This is a genomic window from Spirosoma rhododendri, from assembly GCF_012849055.1.
In the GTDB taxonomy this organism is placed as follows: domain Bacteria; phylum Bacteroidota; class Bacteroidia; order Cytophagales; family Spirosomataceae; genus Spirosoma; species Spirosoma rhododendri.
Map to the genome: position 1 here is coordinate 1,358,374 of NZ_CP051677.1, position 21,551 is coordinate 1,379,924.

General features: G+C 53.9%; 22 protein-coding genes and 1 tRNA gene. 5 read left to right on the forward strand and 18 right to left on the reverse strand.

Features of this window, described 5'->3' with window-relative positions:
• Positions 1–133 precede the first annotated feature (133 nt).
• From nadD to HH216_RS05400, 7 genes are all read right to left on the reverse strand, one after another.
• Complete coding sequence (nadD, locus tag HH216_RS05370) at positions 134–715, reverse strand: nicotinate (nicotinamide) nucleotide adenylyltransferase (RefSeq protein WP_169549863.1); 582 nt, start codon at positions 713–715, stop codon at positions 134–136.
• Between the two features lie 98 nt (positions 716–813).
• Positions 814–1,413 (reverse strand): guanylate kinase, encoded by a 600-nt coding sequence (gene gmk / locus HH216_RS05375; RefSeq protein WP_169549864.1) that lies wholly within the window; start codon positions 1,411–1,413, stop codon positions 814–816.
• 89 nt (positions 1,414–1,502) lie between these two features.
• Positions 1,503–1,706 carry a hypothetical protein gene (locus HH216_RS05380; RefSeq protein ID WP_254448695.1) on the reverse strand — a complete coding sequence of 68 codons (204 nt, stop codon included), beginning with the start codon at positions 1,704–1,706 and terminating at the stop codon, positions 1,503–1,505.
• 167 nt (positions 1,707–1,873) lie between these two features.
• Positions 1,874–2,551: a sigma-70 family RNA polymerase sigma factor gene (locus tag HH216_RS05385; RefSeq protein WP_254448696.1), complete on the reverse strand. Its 678-nt coding sequence runs from the start codon at positions 2,549–2,551 to the stop codon at positions 1,874–1,876.
• A gap of 234 nt (positions 2,552–2,785) precedes the next feature.
• Positions 2,786–3,298, reverse strand: a complete 513-nt coding sequence (locus HH216_RS05390) for a hypothetical protein (RefSeq protein ID WP_169549865.1) — start codon at positions 3,296–3,298, stop codon at positions 2,786–2,788.
• A 63-nt stretch (positions 3,299–3,361) separates the two neighbouring features.
• Positions 3,362–4,165 carry a (Fe-S)-binding protein gene (locus tag HH216_RS05395; RefSeq protein WP_169549866.1) on the reverse strand — a complete coding sequence of 268 codons (804 nt, stop codon included), beginning with the start codon at positions 4,163–4,165 and terminating at the stop codon, positions 3,362–3,364.
• 79 nt (positions 4,166–4,244) lie between these two features.
• Entirely contained in the window at positions 4,245–5,627 is a 1,383-nt protein-coding gene (locus HH216_RS05400) for a 4Fe-4S dicluster domain-containing protein (protein ID WP_169549867.1), read from the reverse strand.
• A 126-nt stretch (positions 5,628–5,753) separates the two neighbouring features.
• Between HH216_RS05400 and HH216_RS05405 the strand changes: the two genes are divergently transcribed.
• Positions 5,754–5,829: transfer RNA gene (locus tag HH216_RS05405), tRNA-Phe, on the forward strand.
• Positions 5,830–6,049: 220 nt separating this feature from the next.
• Here HH216_RS05405 and HH216_RS05410 read toward each other — a convergent pair.
• The 4 genes from HH216_RS05410 to HH216_RS05425 form a co-directional block, all read right to left on the reverse strand.
• Positions 6,050–7,855 carry a MutS-related protein gene (locus HH216_RS05410; protein ID WP_169549868.1) on the reverse strand — a complete coding sequence of 602 codons (1,806 nt, stop codon included), beginning with the start codon at positions 7,853–7,855 and terminating at the stop codon, positions 6,050–6,052.
• Between the two features lie 198 nt (positions 7,856–8,053).
• Complete coding sequence (locus HH216_RS05415) at positions 8,054–8,467, reverse strand: Fur family transcriptional regulator (protein WP_169549869.1); 414 nt, start codon at positions 8,465–8,467, stop codon at positions 8,054–8,056.
• A gap of 32 nt (positions 8,468–8,499) precedes the next feature.
• A complete protein-coding gene (locus HH216_RS05420; RefSeq protein ID WP_169549870.1) occupies positions 8,500–10,302 on the reverse strand; it encodes an ABC transporter ATP-binding protein in 1,803 nt (600 codons plus the stop codon).
• Between the two features lie 41 nt (positions 10,303–10,343).
• Positions 10,344–11,315, reverse strand: a complete 972-nt coding sequence (locus tag HH216_RS05425) for a gliding motility protein GldB-related protein (protein WP_169549871.1) — start codon at positions 11,313–11,315, stop codon at positions 10,344–10,346.
• Between the two features lie 39 nt (positions 11,316–11,354).
• Here HH216_RS05425 and HH216_RS05430 point away from each other — a divergent pair, with 39 nt between their 5' ends.
• A complete protein-coding gene (locus HH216_RS05430; protein WP_254448697.1) occupies positions 11,355–12,164 on the forward strand; it encodes an outer membrane beta-barrel protein in 810 nt (269 codons plus the stop codon).
• 230 nt (positions 12,165–12,394) lie between these two features.
• Here the strand turns inward: HH216_RS05430 and hisF are convergent, their stop codons facing one another.
• From hisF to HH216_RS05465, 7 genes are all read right to left on the reverse strand, one after another.
• Positions 12,395–13,150 carry an imidazole glycerol phosphate synthase subunit HisF gene (hisF, locus tag HH216_RS05435; protein WP_169549872.1) on the reverse strand — a complete coding sequence of 252 codons (756 nt, stop codon included), beginning with the start codon at positions 13,148–13,150 and terminating at the stop codon, positions 12,395–12,397.
• The gene (locus HH216_RS05440; RefSeq protein WP_169549873.1) at positions 13,150–13,572 is read right to left on the reverse strand and encodes a GNAT family N-acetyltransferase; all 423 of its coding nucleotides are present in this window, start codon (positions 13,570–13,572) and stop codon (positions 13,150–13,152) included. The genes hisF and HH216_RS05440 overlap by 1 nt, the downstream gene beginning before the upstream one ends.
• Before the next feature lie 35 nt (positions 13,573–13,607).
• Positions 13,608–14,264: a hypothetical protein gene (locus HH216_RS05445; protein WP_169549874.1), complete on the reverse strand. Its 657-nt coding sequence runs from the start codon at positions 14,262–14,264 to the stop codon at positions 13,608–13,610.
• A 2-nt stretch (positions 14,265–14,266) separates the two neighbouring features.
• Positions 14,267–14,986, reverse strand: coding sequence for a 1-(5-phosphoribosyl)-5-[(5-phosphoribosylamino)methylideneamino]imidazole-4-carboxamide isomerase (gene hisA, locus HH216_RS05450; protein ID WP_169549875.1), 720 nt, complete (start codon positions 14,984–14,986; stop codon positions 14,267–14,269).
• 82 nt (positions 14,987–15,068) lie between these two features.
• A complete protein-coding gene (hisH, locus tag HH216_RS05455) occupies positions 15,069–15,656 on the reverse strand; it encodes an imidazole glycerol phosphate synthase subunit HisH (protein ID WP_169549876.1) in 588 nt (195 codons plus the stop codon).
• A 240-nt stretch (positions 15,657–15,896) separates the two neighbouring features.
• On the reverse strand, positions 15,897–16,952 hold the full coding sequence (locus HH216_RS05460) for an LLM class flavin-dependent oxidoreductase (RefSeq protein ID WP_169549877.1): 1,056 nt from the start codon (positions 16,950–16,952) through the stop codon (positions 15,897–15,899).
• A gap of 74 nt (positions 16,953–17,026) precedes the next feature.
• On the reverse strand, positions 17,027–17,935 hold the full coding sequence (locus HH216_RS05465) for a DUF72 domain-containing protein (protein ID WP_169549878.1): 909 nt from the start codon (positions 17,933–17,935) through the stop codon (positions 17,027–17,029).
• An 81-nt stretch (positions 17,936–18,016) separates the two neighbouring features.
• Here HH216_RS05465 and HH216_RS05470 point away from each other — a divergent pair, with 81 nt between their 5' ends.
• From HH216_RS05470 to HH216_RS05480, 3 genes are all read left to right on the forward strand, one after another.
• The gene (locus HH216_RS05470) at positions 18,017–18,451 is read left to right on the forward strand and encodes a hypothetical protein (protein ID WP_169549879.1); all 435 of its coding nucleotides are present in this window, start codon (positions 18,017–18,019) and stop codon (positions 18,449–18,451) included.
• The gene (locus HH216_RS05475) at positions 18,430–18,771 is read left to right on the forward strand and encodes a hypothetical protein (RefSeq protein WP_169549880.1); all 342 of its coding nucleotides are present in this window, start codon (positions 18,430–18,432) and stop codon (positions 18,769–18,771) included. Before HH216_RS05470 ends, HH216_RS05475 begins: the two co-directional genes overlap by 22 nt.
• Positions 18,772–18,867: 96 nt before the next feature.
• Positions 18,868–21,531 carry a valine--tRNA ligase gene (locus HH216_RS05480; RefSeq protein ID WP_169549881.1) on the forward strand — a complete coding sequence of 888 codons (2,664 nt, stop codon included), beginning with the start codon at positions 18,868–18,870 and terminating at the stop codon, positions 21,529–21,531.
• Positions 21,532–21,551: the final 20 nt, after the last annotated feature.

The following is a 21,551-nucleotide window of genomic DNA, read 5'->3' on the forward strand; positions in this document are numbered from 1 at the left end:
TTCATAGTCGTCTATTTAAGCAATACGCTGCCTGCATTGGGGCTGTTGCCTGTTACCGGTTAATAAACGATTAACCTGGTAGACCAATCTACGAATTGGCGGATTGAGTCGACCAATCGACCGGCAGATGATGCTACAGATAGAACTTCTTCCGCCGGATTACTTCTTCGACCACATCGGGCACCATGTAGCGAATCGACCGGTCAGACCGGATGGCGTCGCGGATAAACGTGGCGGAAATATCGAGTAGGGGCGCGTCGACCAGCTGCACCTGATCGTGATGGCGCAGCGTGTTCTCCGCCGTGCCGGATACGCCCGGCCGGGGGTATACGTAAAGCCCGTATTTGTCGAGAATTTGCTGGTAGTTTTTCCAGTTGACAAACTGGGTCAGGTTGTCTTCGCCCATGATGAGCCGGAACGTATGCTGCGGAAATTTCTCGCCCAGCCGGGTCAGCGTATCGATGGTGTAGCTGGGCTTGGGCATTGAAAATTCAATATCTGTAGCTCGTAGACGACTGTTATCCGCGATGGCCTGCTGCACCATGTCAAAGCGATCGAAGGCATGGAGCAGGCTGGTCGCTTTTTTAAAGGGGTTCTGGGGCGACACAACAAACCACACCTGATCCAGATCCGTTGTTGTCGCCATCGTGTTGGCAATAATCAGATGCCCGATATGAATAGGGTTGAACGACCCAAAAAACAGCCCAATTTTCATGTATGAAGTTTTAGAGTCGTAAAGTTATAGGGTTGTAAAGTTAGCTGACGCGTCCAGTGACAGCGGAGCTAACTTTACGACTCTTCAACTGTAAAACCTTACAACACTATTCCTCTTTCCGGCACTTCGTTCTTTTGCACGAAATCATCGACTAGTTTCTGCGCTTTCTGGAGCGAGGTGTCCAGGTCGTCATTGACGAGAATAACGTCGAATTGATCCTGAAAACTCATCTCGAAGTGAACTTTGAACAGCCGCTTCGATAAGCTCTCATCCGTTTCAGAACCACGACCGATCAGCCGCTGCCGCAACGTCTCTTCGTCGGGCACTTTTACAAACACCGCCAGCGCTTTGTCGCCGTAGTAGTGCTTTAGTTTCAGCCCACCCTGCACATCGACATCGAATAGTACATGCTTACCGCTATCCCACAGACGTTGAATTTCGGATTTGAGCGTACCGTAGAACGCTCCGGTATATACTTCTTCCCATTCCACGAATTCGTCGGCGTCAATTTTGTGCTTAAACTCATCGGGCGTCAGGAAATAATAGTCCTTTCCGTTTTCTTCGCTACGCCCCCGCCGGTCGCGTGTACAGGCCGAAATAGAGAATCCGAGGTTGTTGTTTTCTGCCAGCAGATGCTTAACGATGGTTGTTTTACCGGAGCCGGAAGGGGCCGAGAAGATAATAAGTTTACCGTCCAATGTGGTAGAGATGAATGGTGTTAAAACTAATTGGGGTGAATAGAGCGCCGAAGGCCACTCTATTCACCCCAATCTATAATCAGCTTTTCTCAGCTGAACGTCAGTATTTTAGACTTAATCGTTGCAATCAGTTGATCCGGGCAGCATTTCTTCTCCATCCGTTTTGTCAGGAGTTCTTTCACTTCCCGTTCGAGATGATACATCTCGATGCAGGGGCGGCAGGTTTCCAGGTTATCTTTCAACCGGGCAAGCTGCTGTTCGGTGGCTTCCCCATCCACTATCAACTGAATCATCTTCAGACAGTCCGCCCGATGACCGCACTCATGTTTCATCCCGGGCTTATCAGCCGATGAAGACGACGATGGCAATGACGTTTGCATTGGAAAAATATTATTTATTCCAAGAATAATATTAAGTTATGATATCAGCACAACCTATTAATCGATAGAAAAGGTTCGTTTTATTCGTCACTTTCTTCGTCATATCCCATTGACGATGCATAGTCACGGAGCTTCTCTTTAAGCAGGTTACGGGCGCGGTGAAGTCGAGACCGAACCGTACCAATTGGAATGTCCAGAATCTTGGCCATTTCCTCATACGTGAACCCCTCGATGTCGCAAAGAATGATTACCGTTCGGAAATCGACGGGCAGCGAGTTAAGTGCCGTTGCCACTTCGTCACCGATCAGATCAGAGACTGTTTCAGCCCGCAGATCGACAGTGTGTTCGGTTTCGGCGTCTTCCGAATTATAGGTCGTTTCCACGTCCTGATAATCGACTTTGGCCGGTTCCTTACTTTTCTTCCGGTAATCGTTTATGAAGCTGTTCTTCAGAATCCGAAACAGCCACGCTTTTGCGTTAGTTCCTTGCTCAAACGACGAAATAAACCGGAACGCTTTCAGGTACGTGTCCTGAACGAGATCATTGGCATCGTCCTCATCCATCGTCAGCCGAAACGCGAAATTGTACATGGAGTCGATGTGCGGCATAAACTCCTTGTTGAATATCTGGTATTTCTGCTGATCGGTGTAGCTGGCACGAGCAGGCGTTTCGGCAGTCGGTTGCGGGCTGTCGGGTTGTTGCGTTTGGTCGTCGTCGCGAGTCGGCGTATCTGACATAACTTGGGGTATGTTCGCCATAAAAGTAATCGTTAATTGCCGTTTACCATCGGCATAATCAGCCAATCAAAACGGCAATTTTTCCGTAAAACGCTGATCAGTATTTGGTTGAGACTGCAAAAATTAATCCTTTGTTTGAAAAAAAGGGTTTCCCTGCCGATTTGTCAGCGAACGTTTCACCCAACCTCAACGTTAAAGCCGACTTTACTGACCAGTAGCATCAGTAAAGTCGGCTTTTTTACGGAGGTATCTACCCTATGCGGCAACCGGCGTAAAGTATCGTTTTAGCCAGCTATCGCCCGCCCTGACCTGCCAGCCTGTCCGAAAAGCACCGGCGGTTTGCACCAGCGTATCGTACAGCAGCGTATCGGGCGTAAGCTGCCCCGCCGTAACAGCCGCTTTGACAGCAGGCAGCGCAATCGTACTGACCGCACCGTTTTCAGCCACCAATGCCACCGCGCGATCCGTAAAATTAATGGCTTCGCCCGACTGACTAAGTTGCTGTGCCAGCGTCGTCAGCATCCGGACCGACGCGTCGATCGAGCAGCCGCTCGGTAGGTTGAACCCTTCATCGACACCTAGCACAACGAAGCGGTTAGCCACGACCTGCGCCGATGCCAGCAACGCCTGCCCGTGGGCGGCCCAGCCCGTTAGCGACTGTTCCATACCGGCCCGAACCTGCTCGCTTTCCGCATCGGTTAATTCCCGGCTAGCCTGATAAACCCAAACGCGGGCCGAATCGGGCAATTGGTTGAATTGGACGTACATAGTTGATACGTTGAAAATGCAGTAATTCTTACTTTCTCCGTCGTCGGGGCGACAGTCATGAAATTACAACCCTTGCCCCTGCGCGATGAGTTCCGACACGTCGAACACCCGTACGCTGTCTTCGCGGTTCTTGTTTTTCACCCCGTCCGACATCATCGTCATGCAGAACGGGCAGGCTACGGCAATCGTGTCGGCACCCGTTGCGAGAGCTTCCTCGATACGCTCAACGTTGACGTCTTTGCTGCCCGGCTCCGGCTCCTTGAAATATTGCCCGCCACCGGCTCCGCAGCAAAGCCCGTTGGCCCGTACGCGCTTCATCTCGACCAGATCGGCGTCCAGAGCCGCCAGCACCTCGCGAGGGGCTTCGTAGACCTTGTTAGCCCGGCCCAGATAGCACGAGTCGTGAAACGTAATCTTACGCCCTTTGAACGACTGCCCACCCTCGACTTTAACGCGCCCTTCGTCGATCAGCCCCTGCAAAAACTGCGAGTGGTGGATAACTTCATAGTTGCCACCCAGTTCGGGGTATTCGTTTTTCAGCGTATTGAAGCAGTGCGGGCAGGCCGTTACGATCTTCTTGACGTTGTAGCCGTTCAACACCTGAATGTTCGACATCGCCTGCATCTGGAACAAAAACTCGTTACCGGCCCGACGCGCCGGATCGCCCGTACAGGCTTCTTCCGGCCCCAGCACGGCAAACTTGATACCGACGTGGTTCAGGATGCGGACAAAGGCGATGGTTACGCGCTTATACCGGTCGTCGAATGAGCCAGCGCAGCCCACCCAAAACAAGATTTCCGGGGCCTCACCCGACGCGGCCATATCAGCCATTGTCGGTACGGTGTATGTTTTTTCGTTGACAGTCATCTTTTTGTCTAAGGTCTAAGGTTTACAGTTTAAGGTTGTCTGAAAGCAGAACATTGACCCTTAAACATCAACCGTTAAACTATTTTGTTAGGGGTTCATTAACCTGCTCGGCCCAGTTGAACCGGTCGCTGGGAGAGAATTTCCAGGGGGCCATATTGTTTTCGATGTTGCTGAACATTGCATTCCACGACGCCGGTGCTTCCGATTCTTCCATGACCCGGTACCGGCGCAATTGCAGGATAATGTCGAGCGGGTTAATGTTGATCGGGCAGGCATTGACGCATGCCTGACAGGTCGTGCAGGCATTCAGTTCTTCGGCCGTGATGTAGTCGCCCAGCAGCGATTTGTCGTCTTTGTAGTCGGGTCCGTTCGTTTTCCAGCCCTTCTGAATATCTTCGAGCCGGTCGCGGGTGTCCATCATAATCTTGCGGGGCGACAGTTTCTTACCCGTAATATTTGCCGGACAAGCCGCCGTACACCGCCCGCACTCGGTGCAGCTGTAGGCATTCATCAGGTTGATCCATTTCAGGTCTTCGACGTCTTTTGCCCCAAACCGCCCGATCTCCGCAGGCTGCTCACCATTGTCATTAGCCTGCGAACCATCAGGCTCAGTCGTGACGGGCAGGCCCAGTGCCAGTTGCACTTCTTTCGTGATCTCTGGCATATTCTGCATCTCACCCTTCGGTTGCAGGTCGGAGAAATACACGTTCGGGAAGCCCAACGCGATATGCAGGTGCTTCGAGTAGGTTACGTAGATGGCGAAGGCCAGAATCCCCAGAATATGCAGCCACCAGGCCGTCCGTTCGTAAGCTACAAGTGCGGTGTCGCTAAAGCCGGTGAACAAAGGCTTGAGGTATTGGCTCACCAGAAAGTCCGGAACGACGCCCTGCAACTCGCCGTAGTGCCCAACGCCCCGGTCGCGCAGCACACTGTCGGCCGCATTCCAGGTCAGGAAGGCAATCATCAGCACAATCTCAGCCGTTAGGATGATCGTAGCGTCTGAAATGGGCCAGCCACGCAGCTCCCGGTGCCGGCTCGCCTGCAACCGGCTGACGCGTGCAATGAACCGGCGACACAGAAACACGACACAGACCGCCAGCACACCGAAGGCCAGCACCTCGAACACGTCGATCAGGACCGGGTAAATGGGCGTGATGATAGGTGCAAACAAGCGGTGCGTACCGAGAATGCCGTCCAGAATAATTTCCAGAATCTCGATGTTAATAATGATGAACCCCGCGTAGATTACAAAGTGCATAACACCCACCAGCAGGTTGGTGAACATCTTCTTCTGCCCAAACGCCACGAGCAACATCGTCTTCAGCCGCTCGTCGGCATGATCGAAGCGATTTTCGGCCCGACCCAGCCGAATTGCCTTCGCAATAAGCTTTACCCGGCCGGTTATGAACCAGGCCGTAGCCGCTAAGGCCGCTATGAACAAAATTTGCTGTACGATTTCCATTTATTTTTCTTCGCTTACAGAGTTGACTATCAGGCGTATGGCAGATAGGCCTATTATTTTGTCGTTTTTTTTTATTGAAACAGTTGTGGAAAGTCCGCCGGATTCCTAGTTTTGCACCCACGTTTCGGTGATGTAGCTCAGTTGGTAGAGCAAAGGACTGAAAATCCTTGTGTCGGCGGTTCGATTCCGTCCATCACCACCACCTTAACGTAAGCCTTCCCACTGGGAAGGCTTTTTTTATGTCCGTGCTGTTCGCTCACTCTCTTCCGTAATCCCATATTGACTGAATTAGTATGCAAGCATACTAATTTTTGAGTAAGCAAAGATACGTTCTTCTGTGTAGAGAACAAGCACTAAACAGCCTTGTTTTGGACAACTTCAGGAGAAAACAGTATAAACCCACGGCCTTGCTGTTCCAGCTATCACAGGTTCATCTGTATACCGATAGCCTGCATGAGCTGACTGGCGTTGAACGCTGTACAAACACCGGGGCGCAATTGATAGTCAAACAGAAGTTCGCCGTCGCGCAGGTCCGACTGAAAGTGGTAGTTACGAATAAAATCGGCTGCGTTGGTGAGCTGCCCCAACTCAAGGTCGTGCGTCGATACGAAGCCGGACGCGGTTGTTTTGTGCAATTGCCGGATGAGTGCTTCGGCACCCCGATGCCGATCAGCGGAGTTGGTACCTTTCAGAATTTCATCCAGAAAATACAACACTGGCAACGTCGACGGTGTATTGGTTAGCGTAATCAGGGCTTGCAGGCGTTTGAGTTCGGCGTAAAACGACGACGTGCTTTCTTCGAGCGAATCCTGCGTCCGCATACTGGTAAACACCTGCACCACGGAACAGCTGAACCGGTCGGCACTCACAACCGCCCCGGCCAGTGCCAGCACGACGTTGGCCCCTACCGTCCGCAAAAACGTACTCTTCCCCGACATATTCGAGCCAGTAATCAGGATGGTTTGCCCCGAATTAGCCATCGTCAGCGAATTGGCAACACTGCGGTTCGGCGGCAGCAGCGGGTGCGAAGCGGCTTCCAGTTCGAGCCTCAGTTCACCGTCGGTAATCGTTGGCCTAGCATAGGCGGGGTGAGCGTAGGCAAACCCGGCCAGGCTGTTGAGGGCTTCGAGTTCGCCCAGTGCGTCAAACCAGCGACGCAGGGCAGTGCCGTGTTGCTGCCGCCAGCGGTTCAGACCACTCAGGTAATGCCAGTCCCAGAGCGACGCGACGCCGAAAAACAGGTAGAAATATGGATTGAGCCGGAAGTTCAGCCCCTCGGCCAGCGACGCCAGTTGCCGGACTGCGTCGGATGCCTTCTGATTATGGCTCGACAACGCCTGCCGAATCGCCTTCAGCCGGATCGCTTCGCCCGGTACCTGCTCGGCCTGCACAAACAGCGTGTTGACGGTTTTCAAAGCCGTAGCCAGTTCAGCCGTCTGCTCGCTCAGCCGCCTGACCTGATCGGTAGTTTGTCGTAATGCCAGCCACGATACTGCCAGCGACGTCAGCACAGCCGCCCCCGGCACGTAACCCGTAAGCCACGCGACAAACAGCGCAACCGTCGCAACCGGCAACGCAAACCGCCCGGCGTTGACATAGCCCGGTACGGGCGTATGTGGTGCTTCGGCCCAGCCGATCAGCGATTCCGGCGAACGCCCGATGGTTTCTTCGATGCGGGCTAGTGCTTCGAACTGCTGCCGCCAGTCGAGTTGGGGAACGAGTGCCTGCGCGGCTTCCTGCCGCAGCCGGATCGTATCGGCGGTCGACGGATTAAGTAGCCACGTTGCGAGCCGTATTTGCCCTTCTCGCGTGTGCGTCCGGTTGAGGAGCCGGAATAGCGAGTGAGCGCCGAACACGTCCAGATCGCCCGCATACGGGTGCGTGGCCGAGGCAAACAACTCCCCCGTTTCGGGTCGCCGGTACTGCCGCCGAAGCCGCGCCGACTCATCTTCGTTGATAAACGCCAGTTGACGCGCCAGATCTCGTTCGCGCCGGATCGCCTGATGCTTCCGCAGCAAAATCAGAAAACCGACAACACCGACTATCAGCACCGCCACAGCCGCCCACTCCTGCCCTGCCCGACCGAGTAGCCAAGTGGCAACGGCAACAACCGCGAACCAGAGCAGCCGGCCCGTCGCCAGTCGATTGTGCCGCTGTTGCGCGTCCTGCTCCTGCTGTAAAAACGTCTGTTGCCGCTGCTGAAACACAGCGTCTGTATCAATTGGCATTTGTTACGGGTTGAGTTTCGAGCATAAAAACAGTGTCGGGTCCCTGACCCGACACCACAGCAAAAGCAAATCGACCTAGTTGTTTTGTCATGCTGACGCAGGAAGCATCTTCGGTAATTGACTACCGCACGAAGATGCTTCCTGCGTCAGCATGACAAAACAACTAGGGCAGCAAACAAATACTATCTACGGAAAACACTACGGCTTACACTCGCGGCAGGTGCCTTGTATGAGCAGGTTGGTTTCGCGCCGTTCGTAGCCGTCGGGCAGGGCCAGGGCGGGAATACGAACGCTGTCGAGGCAGACGGTTTGACCGCAGTTCTCGCACTTGAAATGGACGTGATCGTGGTGATGATGCCCCTGCGCGCAGGTTTCGCGGCACAGGGCATACTTTGTACCACCTTCGTCATCAAGTACCTTGTGCAATAGCCCTTTATCCAGAAATGTGCGCAGTGTCCGGTAAATCGTGACGCGGTCGTGGTCGGGGCCGAGGCCGGTTTCAACATCGTTGTGCGCTAATGCGTAACCCGCTTTCAAAAACAGGTCGAGCACTTCCTCCCGCCCGGCGGTGTGGCGGAGGTTAAAGCTTTTGAGTGTTTGTGCAGCGTTCATAGCAATACGAGTTATCGGTGTGGCAACGTCTACTAACTAATCGGTTCGAATTGCAGCCTGACCAGGTTGGCGTACACACCATCTTCCAGCAGGGCCAGTTCGTCGTGTGTGCCCGATTCGGCGATCTGCCCTTCACGCAGCACGTAGATTCGGTCGACCTTACGGATGGTAGCCAGCCGGTGGGCGATGATAATTGTCGTGCGGTTCTGCATCAGCTCGTCCAGTGCCGACTGTACCAGTTGTTCCGATTCAGCGTCGAGCGAACTGGTAGCTTCGTCGAGTACCAAGATGGCCGGGTCTTTCAGGATAGCGCGGGCAATGGCGATGCGCTGCCGCTGACCACCCGATAGTTTGACGCCCCGTTCACCCACAATCGTCTTGAAGCCGTCGGGAAACGACTCGATGAAGTTGAGCGCGTTGGCTTTACGGGCGGCTTCGCGCACATCGGCTTCCGACGCGCCCAACCGACCGTACTGAATGTTTTCCATGATCGTACCACCGAACAGAATCACTTCCTGCGGCACGACGGCGATGTTCTTACGAAGTTCGGTTATGTTGAATGTATTCAGGTCGCGACCGTCGATGCTGATACGTCCCCCGCTGAGGTTATAGTAGCGCATCAGCAATTGCACCAACGTCGACTTACCGGCTCCGCTCTGTCCCACGAGTGCGATCTTTCGACCGGCGGCCACGTCGAGCGACACGCCTTTCAGTACCGGAATGTCAGGCCGGGCGGGGTACGAAAACTTGATATCGTCGAATTGAATGTTGCCCTGTACGGGAACGAACAGCGGCAGTTCGTCGTCAGCGTTGACTTCAGACGCTTCGCCCAGAATCTCCAGAATCCGCTCCGACGAGCCAACCGTTTTCTGCAACTGCGCGTACAAGTCGCCCATACCGGCAACCGAACCGCCGATAAACGTGGTATACACGATAAACGTCAGCAGGTCGGAGAACGGCATTTCGTTGTGAAGCACCAGCGAACCGCCGTACCAAACAACGCCGATAATACCCCCGAAGAGCGCGAAGATGATAAACGACACGAACACACCCCGGTACTTGGCCGCGTGCAGGGCGGTGCTGACCACTCGCTGCAAAGCCGAACCATAGCGATGAATTTCCAGCCGTTCGTTGGTAAACGCCTTGACAATGTTGACCGATTGCAACGTTTCCTCGACCACGACGTTAGCCTCGGCCAAGTAGTCCTGCGCCCGCTTCGACAGTTTGCGGATGAATTTTCCGAAGAAAATGGCGGCAATGATGATGACCGGGAAAGTACCCAGCATAAACAGCGTTAGCTTCCACGATACGTAGAAAATGATGGCCGTACCGATCACGAGCGTAGCTACCTGCCGGAACAGTTCAGCCACCGTCAGCGTCAGCACGTCCTGCAATTGAGAGACGTCGGCCGAGATACGGCTTGTGAGTTCACCCACCCGGCGCTGCTCGAAAAACGGAATCGGCAGGGTGATGATTTTGCTGTAGGTAGCCCGGCGCACGTCGGCCATGGCCCGCTCGCTGACCTGCGAGAAAAAGTAGATGCGGAAAAACGAAAAGATGGCCTGCGCCACCAGTACGCCCACAAAAAACAGCGTGACCTGATTGAGTGTGTACGCTGATTTCCCCTGAATAACGCTGGTGATCTGCCCAATGAGCAAACCAAAGCTCATCGTTGTTCCGGCCGACAGAATCAGGAATACAAACCCGATTATGTACTGTACGCGGTAGGGCCGCACAAACCGGAAGATGCTCAGTGCCTTGCGAAACCCTTCTTTAGTAACCCGTTTTTTGTCGGCTTCGTCCGATTCTACATCGGCGTTTCTTCGTTTAGCCATTGGTTTGATTGTCAACCGGTTAATCTACCGGCGTAGGTGTATTATTCCGTTTGTCCCTTGTAGCCCGACTGCTCAAAAATCTGTCGGGCATCGGCGTTCTGCATCAGCTCCCGAATGCCAACACTGCGTTTGTCATAGTACATACTGACGATGCGCCAGCCCAGCCAACGCCCAATCGCACCGGGAGCGGCCGGGCCGATCTCCGCCGTGAACGGACGCTCATTCATATATCGCTGTTTAATGGCCGGACTCGTCTGATACAACAGCTTTTCGTCGATAAAGTGCGCCCAGACAATGTCCTGTGCGTTAAACGTTTCGGTCAGTTGCTTGTCTGAATAGCCGATAATCAGGCTATCGTTCGTGTTGGGCAGCATGGTCCGCGTAAAGACATACCCTTTTCCGTAGTACACCATGTCTGCCAGCAGCGTCTGATCGGTGCGATTAGTGGCGTTGTACCGATCCGATATAGCGAAGATAACAGCCGGAACGATGTATTTCCGCTGATACCGACGTAGAATGTATTGCGGAAACGACGGACCTACGGGCCGGTATTTCGACTTAGGGCCGGCGAAATAATCAATTCCGATGACGACTAAACTATCATTAACAACCAGATCGGGGCCCATGAAGCCCGTTGCAATCGTTTCGACGCGAGGGGCTTTAAAGTTGGGAAAGTCTTTTTTGATGTTGGCGAAGGCGTCGGCGAGTTGAGTCCGCAGATCGGCAAGATCGCCGTATTCGGTTTGCAGTTGTTTGTTGAAGTCCTGCAAGGCCGGATTGTTGACCCGATCAGTCAATTCCCGAACGAGGGCCGTATCATTACCGGCCTGATTCGCGTTAAAGTACAATTGAGCAACACCGGGATGCTGATTCAGGAAGGCGCGAATGTCATTGGCCGATTTAGCCGCAAACAGTTGCTGATCGAGCCGAACAACCGTGACTTCGTCGGGTTTTGAGCACGAACAAAGCCATAAAGCGCAAAAAAGCCCGACGAGGGCAACGCGTATTTGCATGAAAATCAACAGTTTTCTGTATTGAAAACGTACAAATTTATGAAAAAAGTTGCAGGGTTCGGGTTCATTTCGCTGCTTCTGCTGGGTACGCTCAGTCAGGCGCAGACCAAGTCACCGGCCCTCTACCGGTTGAAAACGAAGGAATCCAGCGTTACCGAAAAACGGTTTCGCAAAATTCTCGGCGATAATTACGACGGGCAGGATCAGAACAAGCGTAATTACGATGATGACCGCAAGCGTCGCCGTCGCCGACAAACAACCGGTAGTACCGACGAAACCGGCCCCGACTACGCCCGCCCAACGCACCTGATCGAAATGGGTATTCGTTTCGCCCCCTCCCTCGATCTCAACACGGCCGAGGGGTCGGGTTCGTACCTTGGTTTCCGGAACAACGGCGCAGGGGTACGGCTTAGTGTCGGCCCAACACTGGATTACTACTTCTTCAAAGATCGGTACGCCTTCAGCACGGGGCTATGGTACACGATCAAACGATCTGGCTTTCAGATGCCGGGCACGTTTGGTCAATCGCGGTTCAACCCGAATTTACCGGAACAGGAATCGACGTACAATCTTCAGTATCTGCAATTGCCGGTTACTGTCAAGATGTTTGCCAACGACCTCGCACCGGGCGTCCGGCTTTACGTACAAACGGGTGGCCTGCTGAGCCTGAAACTTGCCGAAAAACCGCTCGACACGGCGCGGAACGGGCTGTATCTGGCAGAAAGCGGGGGTAGTCGGAGGCAGTATGGCTTTGGTGATATTGAGCTGTTGCTGGGTACGGGGGTTCAGTACAAACTCAACCGCAACAACGCCGTCAATGTGGGATTAGCTACCAGCGGGGTCTGCTGAACGTCGCGCGGGGACGGGAACTGGTGTCGAAGAATCGGGTCGTATCGATTGATCTGGGCTTCCAGTTTTAAGTTTTTAAACTCAGAGAGACGGATTTTTTCAACACAGAGGCACGGAGAACACAGAGGTATCACACAACATCAGGTTGGGCAACGGTAGACGAACTGGCGTTTCAGACCTGACACTACATAACACCTCTGCGTTCTCTGTGCCTCTGTGTTGGAAAATTATCAAATCCGCATCTCAATACCTTCCTGCCGCAGGTAGCCTTTCAACGCGGGAATGTCGATTTCGCGGAAGTGGAAAATGCTGGCAGCCAGCCCGGCGTCGGCCTTTCCTGTTGTGAACACGTCGACGAAGTGATCCATCGTACCGGCCCCTCCCGACGCGATGACGGGGATGTTGGCCGCACCCGAAATTTGTGCGGTCAGGTCGAGTGCAAAACCGGCTTTCGTACCGTCGGCGTCCATCGATGTCAGCAGCAGTTCGCCCGCGCCACGATTCTCCACTTCTTTCGCCCACGCAATCGTGCGAAGTTCGGTTGGTTTGCGTCCGCCGTGGGTGTGTACGATATGCTCCCCATCAACGTAGCGCGTATCGATGGCTACAACGACGCACTGACTGCCAAATTCCAGCGCCAGCTCGTTGACCAGATCGGGGTTACGCACCGCCGACGAATTGATCGAAATCTTGTCGGCCCCCGCGTTCAGCAGTGCCGATACATCGGCCACCGACGAAATACCGCCACCGACGGTAAACGGAATATTGATTGTATGCGCGACGTTCCTGACCAGCTCAATCAGCGTTTTACGCTCGTCGACAGTAGCGGTAATGTCTAAGAACACCAGTTCGTCGGCACCTTGCTCGGCATACATGGCCGCCAAAGCCACCGGGTCACCCGCGTCGCGCAGATTTACGAAGTTGGTACCTTTCACGGTGCGCCCGTCTTTGATGTCAAGGCAGGGAATAATTCGTTTTGTCAGCATCAGTAGCTGTCGATTAGTTTTCGTTGCATATACAGTTTGGGATCGTCGGGAAAAGTGAAACCGAACTGTTCATAAAGCGTATGAGCATCGACCGTGACCAGCGTCCAGCGTCGAAGACCCTGCAAGTCAGGATAGTCGACGATATACTGCACCAGCCGTTTCGACAATCCTTTTCCACGATGTTCTTTCACCACAAACACGTCCGATAGGTAGGCAAAGGTGGTGTAGTCGGTAATGACGCGGGCAAAACCAACCTGCTGATCGGCAAGGTATACGCCAAAGCACAGCGAGTTGTCGACCGCTTTGCGAACCAACTCCATCGGCATATTTTTCGCCCAGTACGATTCCTGACTCAAGAACTGATGGACAAGATTTAGATCAAGCCGTGATTTATCTGTGCTGATAATGTAGTCGTCGGTCATCGCTCACTTAAATTGTTCTCGGTGTGCGTGTAGGTCTAAAAGAGCTGGTTCAGCTCAGTCAGGATTTCGGTCACGTCGCGTAATTCAGGGATATCGGTGTATTCTCTGTAGAAAGTAGACGGATTACTGTACGAATAGAACCGGAAACCATCATGACTGAAGATCGAGAAAGCATAAGCCTCTCCATCGCTGACAGCCATCCGACCACGCGTTCTGCGAGCTTTCACCGTGACGGTCCCGTCAGACGATAATTCGTTCCAAGTCGAATCTTTGGGAAAGCTGGCGTAATATCTGGCTTGTACATCTGACCATGTCGGTAGCGTAAGCAGGTGTTTGTCAACCAGTTTATTCCAATCATCCATCGATACTCTTGCTTTTAGATAGTCGCGCTGTACGCTAGGCGTGCCAGTTGGTGTATATCGAATTCTATACCCATCAACGGTAAGCCGCTGGTTAGTTTTGCGGATTCGATATACGCTGTGTGCGGCCCCGCGCACCAGACCCTGCCTGTTCCAGACATACACTTCGTACTCCCCCTCTTTTAATGTTGGTGTTCGCCAGCCAAGTTGCTGAGTGAGGTGATCCAGTTCAGCCTGCCACCTTTCGTCATACTGATCAACAGTCTTTGTCGCCTGCGCGCTAGCAAGCAGTCTGACGAAAAACAAGGTAATTACCAGCAGACCATACCTCATCACTACTGATTAATTTTCGACAGTTCCTTCAACGTAACACGCCCCTCGTAAATCGCCTTGCCGACAATGACGCCGAACAGGCCCATATCGGCCAGCGTCTCGATATCAGCCATGTTGCTGACCCCGCCACTGGCGATGATGTTCAGGCTGGGCAGTTGCTCCTGCATCGTACGGTACAGTTCAAACGACGGTCCCTGTAGCAGTCCGTCTTTGGCTACGTCGGTGCTGATAACGTACTGAATACCTTTCTCGACCCAGTTCTGCACAAAGTCATACACCCATACATCGGTGCCTTCTTCCCAGCCGCTGACGGCAATTTTCTCGTTTTTCGCGTCGGCACCCAGGATAATCTTCTCGGCTCCCTGCTGCGACAGCCAGCGTTCCATCACGTCGGGCTGCTTAACGGCGATGCTACCGCCCGTCACTTGCCTGGCACCGCACTCAAACGCAATCCGCAGATCGTCGTCGGACTGAACACCACCGCCGAAATCGACGTGAAGGCTGGTTTTGCCCGTAATCAGTTCGAGCACTTTCCAGTTAACAACATGCTTCGCCTTTGCCCCGTCGAGGTCGACCAAGTGCAGGCGCGTCAGGCCAGCGTCCTCAAACTGTTGCGCCACTTCCAGCGGGCGGGCGTTGTATTCTTTTTTCTGACTGTAATCGCCCTGCGTCAGCCGGACAGCTTTACCGTCGATGAGGTCGATAGCGGGAATGATATGCATGTTTTTCTAAACACAGAGTCACAGAGAACTCACGGAGACACCAGAGCAATATCTCTGCGTCTCCGTGACCTCTGTGTTGAATTTATAACCGTAAGAAGTTCTCAAGTATACGCTGCCCGACATTGCCGCTGATTTCGGCGTGAAACTGAGCCGCGTAGAAATTGTCGCGGTGCAGCATCGCGCTGAATGGCCGGCCGTATTCACAAACCGCCGTGGTATGTTCGCAGACGTCGGCGGCATAGCTGTGGACGAAGTAAACGTAATCGCTTTCCGATAGCCCTGTCGTCAGCGGACTTTTCAGCGAGTGAATGCTGTTCCAGCCCGTGTGCGGCACTTTCAGCCCCACGTTGCCCGGTAGTCGGCGCACGTCGATGTCGAAGATGCCCATGCAGGTCGCGTCGTTTTCTTCCGAGTGGCGGCACATCAGCTGCATCCCGACGCAGGTACCCAATACCGGCTGTGTCAGCGACGGAATCAGTTTGTCGAGGCCGCGCTGCCGCAGGTACGCCATGGCCGTGCTCGCTTCGCCCACGCCGGGAAAGATCACTTTGTCGGCCGAGCGAATTTCGGCTTCATCGTCGGTAAGCAGGTAGCTGGCCCCCAGCCGGTCGAGCGCGTACATTACCGACTGCACGTTCCCCGCGTTGTATTTGATAATGACCGTTTTCATAAAGCAAAAGCCCGGCTGATAAACCGGGCTTGGGTATGGCTGTGAGGAAAAATCCAGAAACAATCGTACCGCCCGTCGTTAACGGTGGTGATGGAGATCAATAATTGTCTGGCTATAACTCATGTAACAAAAGTACCGGACGCAGGGCGCAAAATCAACTGACGTATTGAAACTGTCTCAAACAGCATCTTGCTGTTTGTTTGAAGACTAAGCAAACAGCAAGATGCTGTTTGAGACAAGTTATTGAGCTATTTCGACGGGCACTGCCTGCAACGCTTTGCGAACAGCCGGAGCGACTTTCGTACCGAACAGTTCGATAGATCGCAGGTTTTGCTTGTGCGAAATCAGGTGCCCGCCGATCATTTGGCCGAGGTAACGCGTGTTCTGAAACAGTTCGTGGAAATGCAGAATCTTGTCGATTACCTGCTGCGGGCTACCAACCATGAGCGGCCCGTATTTGCGCGTCTGCTCGTACTGCTCACGGCTAATAGGTGGCCAACCCCGCTCCCGCCCGACCCGATTCATCAACAGCTCATAGGGTGGCCAGAACTCGTTCGATGCCTGCTGCGAGTCGTCGGCGATGTAGAACTGAGAGTTAGCCGCCAGTTGCAGCTTACTCACATCATGACCAGCCTTCTCCGCCGATTCACGGTATAAGTTTATAAATGGCACGAACCGCTCCGGTGTCCCGCCCAGCATTGCTACCGTCATCGGCAGGTTGAGCCGCCCCGCCCTTACGGCCGATGCGGGCGTACCGCCAACGGCAATCCAGATCGGCAGTTTCGGTTGCAAAGGGCGCGGGTAGATTCCGGCTTGTTTCAACGGTGCCCGAAGCTTTCCTGACCACGTTACCTGTTCGCTTTCATTGATCGCCAGCAACAGGCTCAGCTTCTCCGTAAATAGCTCATTGTAGTCGCTCAGGTCGTAGCCGAACAGTGGAAACGACTCGGTGAACGACCCGCGCCCGGCCAAAATTTCCGCCCGACCATTCGAGATCAGGTCCAGCGTAGCGAAGTTTTGAAACGTGCGCACCGGGTCGGCCGAACTCAGCACCGTTACGGCGCTTGACAGCCGAATGGTTTTGGTTTGAGCCGCAGCCGCAGCCAGTATCACCTCGGGGGCCGAAATGATAAAGTCGGGGCGATGGTGTTCACCCAGCGCAAACACATCCAGCCCAACTTCGTCGGCCAGTTTTATCTCTTCGAGCAGTTCCTGCATTCGCTGATGTGCGTTGACCGCCTGCCCTGCTTTGTTGTCGGGATTTACCTCTCCGAAACTACTGATGCCTAGTTCCATATATTTCCAGGAGTATTAAATGTAGATACACCATTATTATCCATATAACAAGCCGGTTCCGTAAAACGTGCCCGTCAAAACAGACTACCCTGCACGACTTTTGGTTGCAGGACGGGTTCGCGCAGGTTCAGCCCGCAGTGTTGATTTAACTGGCGAATCCAGTACAGAATCAGTTCGGGAGCGGTATCGTTGTCGCCCCCACCGTGGATAAACAGATAGGCCGTTTGCAGTCCTTTCTCGAACCACGTTTTTAGCCGCTGCACCCAGGCGTCGGTACGGCTATAATCAGTTTGGTGGCCTTCGTTGGCGATGAAGCGAAGCGTCAGCACCGGACTGCTCAGTCCCATGTGCAGTACATCACGCCGACCGGCTACGTCGGTGATGACCACATGCCGGTGTAGGGCGTGCAGGCGTTCGAGCGTCTGGGGCCAGACCACTTTACCGAACCAGTCGGGATGGCGAAATTCGACGGATACGTTCAGTTCGTCGGGCAGGTGTTTGAGGTAGCTTTCCAACACGGGCCACTTGTCGGGCCCGAAGTGGGGCGGCAGTTGCAGGAAGGTCATGCCCAGAAACTCTTCCAGTTGCAGCACCGCGTTGACAAACTCTTCGGTCTGTAACTCGGCCGCTACCAGTTGCCGCTCATGGCTGATAAGCTGCGGGAATTTAGGGCAGTATGCAAAGCCGGGCGTGGCTTCGTTTTTCCACTTCTCGATCATCCCCGGCGTTGGAATCTGGTAGTGCGTCAGGTTCAGCTCAATGGTGTTGAACTGCCGGGTATAGTAGTGCAGGAAGTCTTTATCTTTCGCGTTGGTTGGGTACACCTTCCCCACGTAATCTTTGTTTGCCCAGATTGGCCCACCGATATACACCTGTGGCCGAACGGCGGGTTCGACGGCCGTCCAGACCCGCGCGTTGAATGGATTACCGGGGGGCAGTGCGAAGCTAACTGTATCAAGATTAGGCGTCTTTCCGAATTCCATAGCCGTTGAGATGAAGTAGCTTAGCAAGTAAAAATACGGCATATTTGTTTGAAATCCACCGTAATGCCATCCCGTTCAACCTTGCAAAAACTGGCCCAGCAGCGCCTTGCCGATGCCGCCGTGTTACTAGCCGCCGACCAGCCCGACACTGCTTTTTACCTCGCCGGTTACGCCATCGAATGCGCGCTGAAAGCCGCCGTCTGCCGCACCCTCGATCAGAATGACTTCTACCAGCCCGACCGCACCAACAAAGGCAGTCGTTACGTGCAGGACCGTGTTTTCCGTGAGTTTAAAACGCACAACTACAGCGATTTGCTGGTGTTATCCGGGCTTTCGGCTAAATTTGAGAAGGCAAGAACGGAGGACGGTCAACTCGAAACTGCCTGGACACGAGTACGCAGTATGAACTGGTCAGAGCAGGTTCGTTACAACCTCAACTCTTTTTCTGTTTTACCTGTTAGCGAGTTTGTGGAATCGGTTAACACGATTGTCGTATGGATAAGCAAGTACTGGTAGGCGCACTAAGCAAAGTGTTTGATGCACTCAAACAGAAAGGGTATGCTGTCTCCGCATACCGAGTCATGCCCGAATATTTAGGGTATCGTGAGCTGCCGCTTTTAGTCGGTGTAGTCGTCCCTTCGTGGAAGAACGAGCCTTCGGTTAAAGCAAAAATTTCAACTATCGTAGACATACTGCATTCAGGCATACTATCATCTGATGAGCGTGCTTATATCTCGGGGGTAATACCTTACAATTCGCAGGAGGAGATGAACGAATTTTTCGACGAACAGGAAGGTGTGGGCCGGCCGGTGGTGGAGCCATATTGGCCGGACTGAGTGCGCGCGTCAACTGACCAAATTCGCTGCCCGTCCGGTATTTCCCGCGACGGGCTTATTTTTGTCCTTTAATCGGGCGTAGCCCCGCCATAACGAATGATCGCCAAGACATACTCACCCCAGGATATTGAAGCCAAATGGTATCAGTACTGGCTCGACAATAAGCTGTTCAGATCCACGCCCGACGAGCGGGAGCCGTATACCATCGTGATTCCGCCCCCCAACGTTACGGGGGTGCTACACATGGGCCACATGCTCAACAACACCATTCAGGACGTGCTGATCCGGAAGGCGCGGATGGAGGGTAAAAATGCCTGCTGGGTGCCCGGCACCGACCACGCGAGTATCGCTACCGAAGCGAAAGTCGTGGCGATGCTGGCCGAACGCGGTATCAAAAAGCAGGACCTGACCCGCGAGCAGTTTCTGGAATACGCCTGGGAGTGGAAAGAAAAATACGGCGGCATCATCCTGAGTCAGCTGGCCAAGCTCGGCGCGTCGTGCGACTGGGACCGGACGCGCTTTACGATGGAGCCGGACCTGTATCAGTCGGTTATCGACGTGTTTGTCGATCTGTACGAAAAGGGACTTATTTACCGGGGCGTTCGGATGGTCAACTGGGATCCGCAGGGGCGCACGGCCGTGTCGGACGAGGAGGTGATCACCAAAGAAGTGCAGCAGAAGCTGGTGTATATCCGCTACGCCATCAAAGGCAGCACGACTGATACCGGTGAGCCCGAATACATCACGATTGCGACCGTTCGGCCAGAAACAATCATGGCCGATGCGGCCATCGCCGTTAACCCTAACGACGAGCGGTACACGCATCTGCATGGCAAAACGGCGATCATCCCGCTGATTAACCGTGAGGTGCCGATCATTACCGATGAGTACGTCGCGATGGACTTCGGTACGGGTGGCCTGAAAGTGACGCCCGCCCACGACCCGAACGACTACAGCCTGGGCATCAAGCACAACCTGCCGGTTCTCGACATTCTGAACGACGACGGTACGCTGAATGAGAAAGCGCAGATTCTGGTCGGGCAGGATCGGTTTGCGGCCCGGAAGGCTATTATCAAACTGCTGGATGAAGCGGGGCATCTGGTCAAGACGGAGGATAACAAGTCGAACGTCGGCACGTCGGAGCGGACGGGCGCAGTGATTGAGCCGAAACTGTCGTTGCAGTGGTTCCTGAAGATGGAGCAGCTGGCCAAACCCGCCCTCGACGGCGTTATGGACGACACCATTCAGCTGGTTCCGCCGAAGTTCAAGAATATGTACCGGGCCTGGATGGAGAACGTTCATGACTGGTGCATCAGCCGACAACTGTGGTGGGGACAGCGTATTCCGGCCTACTACATGCAGGACGGCACCGTAATCGTGGCCCGCAGCAAGCACGAAGCACTGGAGAAAGTACAGCACGAAAAGCTGCTGTTCGCCATGACCGAAGCCGACCTGACGCAGGACGAAGATGTGCTCGACACTTGGTTCTCGTCGTGGCTGTGGCCGATGTCGGTGTTCAACGGTATCGAAGAGCCTAATAACCCCGACATCAACTACTACTATCCGACCAACGACCTCGTTACGGCCCCCGAAATTCTGTTTTTCTGGGTGGCCCGGATGATTATTGCCGGGTACGAATACAAAGGCGAAGCACCGTTCAAAAACGTGTACCTGACGGGTATCGTCCGCGACAAGTTGGGTCGGAAAATGTCGAAGTCGCTGGGTAACTCGCCCGATCCGCTCGACCTGATCGATCAATACGGGGCCGACGGCGTTCGGACGGGGATGCTCTTCAGCTCACCCGCCGGTAACGATCTGCCGTTCGACGAAAAGCTGGTTGAGCAGGGCCGGAATTTCAGCAACAAAATCTGGAATGCGTTCCGGCTGGTTAAAAGCTGGAATGTATCGGAAACGGCCGATGCCGGAGCCAATGCACTGTCGATCCAGTGGTTCGAGTCGAAGCTGAACGCGACGTTGGTCGAGATTGAAGACCTGTTCAGCAAGTTCCGCATTTCCGACGCGCTACAGGCCATCTACAAACTGATCTGGGACGATTTCTGCGCGCAGTACCTCGAACTGATTAAACCAGCTTACGATACCGAAGCCGGTGCAGCCCAGCCCATCGATAAGGCCACGTTCGACGCAACGATTGATTTCTTCGAGCGGCTGATGTGTCTGGCGCATCCGTTCATGCCGTTTATCACCGAAGAAATCTGGCAGGACATCCGCGAACGGAAAGACGGCGATAGCATCTGCGTGACTGCATTCCCGAAAGCCGGGTCGGTCGATCAACCGATTCTGACTGACTTCGATACGCTGTTCGAGATCATATCGAACATTCGTAATATCCGGAGCACGAAGCAGCTTTCGCCCAGGATCGAACTGCCGCTGGCGATCCGCACGGCCGACAGCCAGCGTTTTCAGACGCTGGAACCGCTGATTCAGAAAATGGCCAACGTCTCAGCAGTGACGTACACGAGCGAGAAGAGCGAAGGAACGGCGTTCCTGATTAAGGCCGACGAGTTCTTTGTCAATCTGGCGGGCGAAGTCGATGCGGAGCAGGAAATCGCTAGCGCACAGAAGGAATTGGATTACCTCACCGGCTTCCGCGAATCGACCCTGAAAAAGCTGTCGAACGAAAAGTTTGTCGCTAACGCCAAGCCCGAACTAGTCGAGCGGGAGCGGCAAAAACTAGCTGATGCCGACGCTAAGATTCAGGCTCTGACCGAACGACTGAAAAGTCTGATGGCTAGCAGCTAAGTTTTTAACAGCGTTCTGTT